We start from the raw sequence: 4,010 nt of genomic DNA on the forward strand, positions 1-4,010 counted from the left end.
CTATATGGTGGGAAAAAGAAAGCCAAAAAACGAATTGTCAGGATTTCTCCTCAAGAGGGGACTTTGGCTGGTTTTTATTGATTTGACCATTGTGGCATTCGGTTGGTTTCTTGATCCTCAGTTTGGGACAATCAATTTGAATGTCATTGCATCTTTGGGAATCAGTATGATTGCTTTGGCAGGATTGGTACATCTCCCCAGTAAAGCTATTTTGATTTTCAGCCTTGTTCTTATTTTTGGGCATAACCTTCTTGACGGAATCCGTAATGATGAATCCATCCTCTGGGCAATCTTTCACTACCAAAACATTTTCTCTCTCTCAGATGACCTGATGTTATTGGTGGCTTACCCCATCATTCCATGGATTGGGGTGATGTCTTTGGGTTATTTTTTAGGCGGGTTTTATGAGAGAAGCATTGATCCATCAAAAAGAAAGATGACCTTCAATTGGATCGGGGTTTTGGCTATCTTACTGTTTGTTGGGATGAGGTGGACAAATATTTATGGTGACCCAAATCCGTTCGAAAATTTTGGAAGCTTTTCAAAAAATCTTGTTTCATTTTTTAACCCGACAAAATACCCGCCTTCTCTTATGTACCTGTTGATGACCTTGGGCGGAACATTACTGGTTTTGGCCAATTCCGAGAAATGGAAGGGGAAAGCAGTGGATTTCATCTGTACTTTCGGAAGGGTTCCGTTTTTTTTCTATATCATCCATATTTACCTGATTCATCTGATTTCAATCGGTTTGGCTGCCTTGACTGGTTTTGGATGGGAAAAAAACATGGTATTAGCGGTCTGGGGAATAACTGAAAATCCTATTCCGGGCTATGGTTTTCCGCTTTGGGTGGTCTATGTAGTTTGGATGTCAGTGATTTTGCTGATGTATCCTATTTGCAAAAAGTTTGATCGCTACAAGCAGGGTAATAAAGACAAGTGGTGGCTCAGTTACTTTTGAGGTATTGGAATAAGAATTATAAAAAATGCAGCATCATCATAAAGAAGGATTTAATTCAGTACCGAAATCTAAAAAATGGCGCCGGAATTTCTTTTGCTTCGAAATTGAGGTATATTCAGTCCTATACAATTGCATGATTTCCTCCCGTATGTATTGTAATTCACTAAATGAAAACCTCAAAAAAATGAATCATTTTAAGCATTTTATTTTCTGTTTTTTCCTATTTCCAATTTTCAGTTTTGCGCAACAGGCCAACTATGCAGAGCATTTGGGGCAACTTAATTTTAGGTTTATAGGTCCTGATGGAAACCGGACAATAGCTGCCGTTGGCGAACCCAATAACCTCATGGTTATGTATGTAGGCATGGCTTCAGGTGGTCTTTTCAAAACAGAAGATGGGGGAACTACTTGGCGGTCAATTTTTGATGATCAGGATATCTCTTCAGTATCTGCATTGGCATTGGCACCTTCAGACCCCAATCAGGTTTGGGCAGGTACAGGGGAAACCTTCCTGATCCGTCCGGCCCATGCAATGGGTAACGGGATTTACAAATCCAATGATGCCGGAAAAACTTTCCAGCATATGGGTTTGAAAGAAACGGCCCGTATCGGACAGATTGTGGTAGATCCGGGAAATCCTGATATCGTCTATGTGGCTGCTTTAGGTCATACCTATGGTCCTCAGAAAGACCGTGGAGTTTATAAAACCACAGATGGCGGAAAGACTTGGAACCAAGTACTTTTCGTAAATGAGCAAACCGGAGCAGTAGACCTGGCGATGAATCCCAAAAATCCTGAGATTTTGTTTGCGGCTTTTTGGTCCATAGATATCAAAACATGGGGGCTTAACAGCGGTGGTGCGGGAGGAGGAATCTACCGAAGCAAGGATGGAGGTACTACTTGGGAGGCTTTGAAAGAAAAAGGACTTCCTGGAGGATCTGGTAATCCGGTGGGGAAGACATCCGTTGCCGTTGCCTACAGTAATCCAAATGTGGTGTATGCCTTATTTGAAATGGATAGCCCTCAGCTTTGGAAATCAACGGATGGTGGCGATTCTTGGGAACTGACCATGATCAACCATGATATCAATGAACGGGCACCATATTATACCAAGTTGAGGGTTTCGACAGATGATCCTGATGAGATTTATTTTGCTTCGGTTAAATTCAGTACCTCTAAAGATGGAGGCAAAACACTTGCCAATGCAGGTTATCGGGCAGGTGGAGATAACCATGATATCTGGGTGGATCCCCTAAATCCTGACCGGATCCTGGTCGCCCATGACGGTGGACTTGGGGTGACTTGGAACAAACAGAAAACCTACCGGCAACATGTGTTTCCCAATGCACAGATGTACCATGTGTGGACAGACAATCAAATCCCCTACAATGTCTATGGAAACCGACAGGATGGGTATTCTTACCGTGGTCCGAGCAATAGCCGTCAGGGCAGCATCCCATTGGGGCTTTGGCATGCTGTGGGCGGATGTGAAAGCGGATGGGCCATCCCTGACCCTGTAGACAATCATATAGTTTGGTCGGGATGCTATGATGGCGGTCTCCAGGTATATGACCTCCGGACAGGACATGCAAGAGATGTAAGGGTTTGGCCTGAAGCAGGATATGGTTGGGCGCCAAAGGACATGCGCTACAGATGGCATTGGTCTTTTCCGATATTTATCAGTCCGCATAACCACAAACGTGTCTATGTCGGAAGTCAGTTTGTCCATATGACTGAGGATTATGGGCAAAGCTGGAAAATCATCAGTCCTGACCTTACCCGAAATGATAAATCCCACCAACAGTCTTCAGGAGGGATCGCCACCGATAACCTGATGACTTTTGATGCCTCGGTACTTTTTGCCATTGCCGAATCGCAATTGGAAGATGGTCTTATCTGGACCGGAAGTAATGATGGTTTGGTTCAGTTGACCAGAGACGGAGGCAAGACCTGGACAAATGTCTCAGAGAATATCATTGGAAAACCCGATCTGGGGACGATTTCAAGCATTGAACCTTCAAGACATCAGCCGGGAACTGCCTATGTTACGGTAGATGCACATCAGTTGGGAGACTTTGATCCATATATTTTCAAGACCATTGATTATGGCAAGACTTGGGAAAAAATCAGCGGGGGAATAGAACATTCCGAATCCAGTTTTGTCCATGTGACAAGAGAAGATCCAAAAGTCAAAGGCTTGTTGTATGCGGGCACGGATAAGGGGCTTTACATTTCAAAGGATGATGGCAAAAATTGGTTCAGGTTAAGGAATAACCTCCCGCCGGTACCGATTTATTGGCTGACCATTCAGGAAGAATTCAATGATATGGTCATCGGTACTTATGGAAGAGGATTCTACATTTTGGATGACATAGGGCCAATCCAAGAATTGGATCAGGAAGTTTTGACAAAAGAAGTTCATCTCTTCCATCAGCGGCCTGCCTACAGGTTTCAGGAAGTCCAAGGAATCAAAACTGAGGGCCGAACCATGACAACAGGATCAAATCCCCCTTATGGAATGGACATCAATTATTACCTGAAAAATCCTGCCAAAGAAGTCCTAGTCGAGATTTTTGACCTAAATGGAAAAAAAATCAGAACGCTAAACGGTAGAAATGATCCCGGAGTAAACAGAGTCTGGTGGGATTTGCGCCATGAACCTACACTCCAACCAAAACTATTGGTTGCCCCTCAGGATAAACCTTGGGTAAAATTAGAGGGCCGGGAATACAGGCCGCTAGTGACCTGGGATCTGGATCTTTACCGTGGGCAATTTGGACCTAGGGTAGTACCGGGAGAATATGAAATCAGGATCTCTGTCGACGGCAAAACCTCAAGTCAAATCGGGAAGGTCATCAAGGACCCAAATACTGTAGGAACTATGGAAGATATACAAAAACAGGTTGAGTTCTCACTGAAACTCAATGCGGCAATGAACGAAGTAGTGGTTGCCATCAATGAGATAGAAACCATACGCAAAGAACTTGAGGAATTGACGATGATGAATGAGGATGAACAAATAGTCACCAAGGCCAAAGAACTTGAAGATAAA

Annotated in this window: 2 protein-coding genes; both read left to right on the forward strand. The window is 43.7% G+C overall.

The window, feature by feature from the left end; all coding sequences use genetic code 11:
- Nucleotides 1-958, forward strand: a 958-nt coding sequence (locus tag ACZFYI_RS16755) for a DUF1624 domain-containing protein (protein ID WP_462525275.1), incomplete at its 5' end; no start/stop codon positions are given.
- A 184-nt stretch (nucleotides 959-1,142) separates the two neighbouring features.
- Nucleotides 1,143-4,010 (forward strand): WD40/YVTN/BNR-like repeat-containing protein (locus ACZFYI_RS16760; RefSeq protein WP_462525276.1); only part of this gene is annotated, 2,868 nt, incomplete at its 3' end.

It is taken from the genome of Aquiflexum sp. (assembly GCF_977115555.1).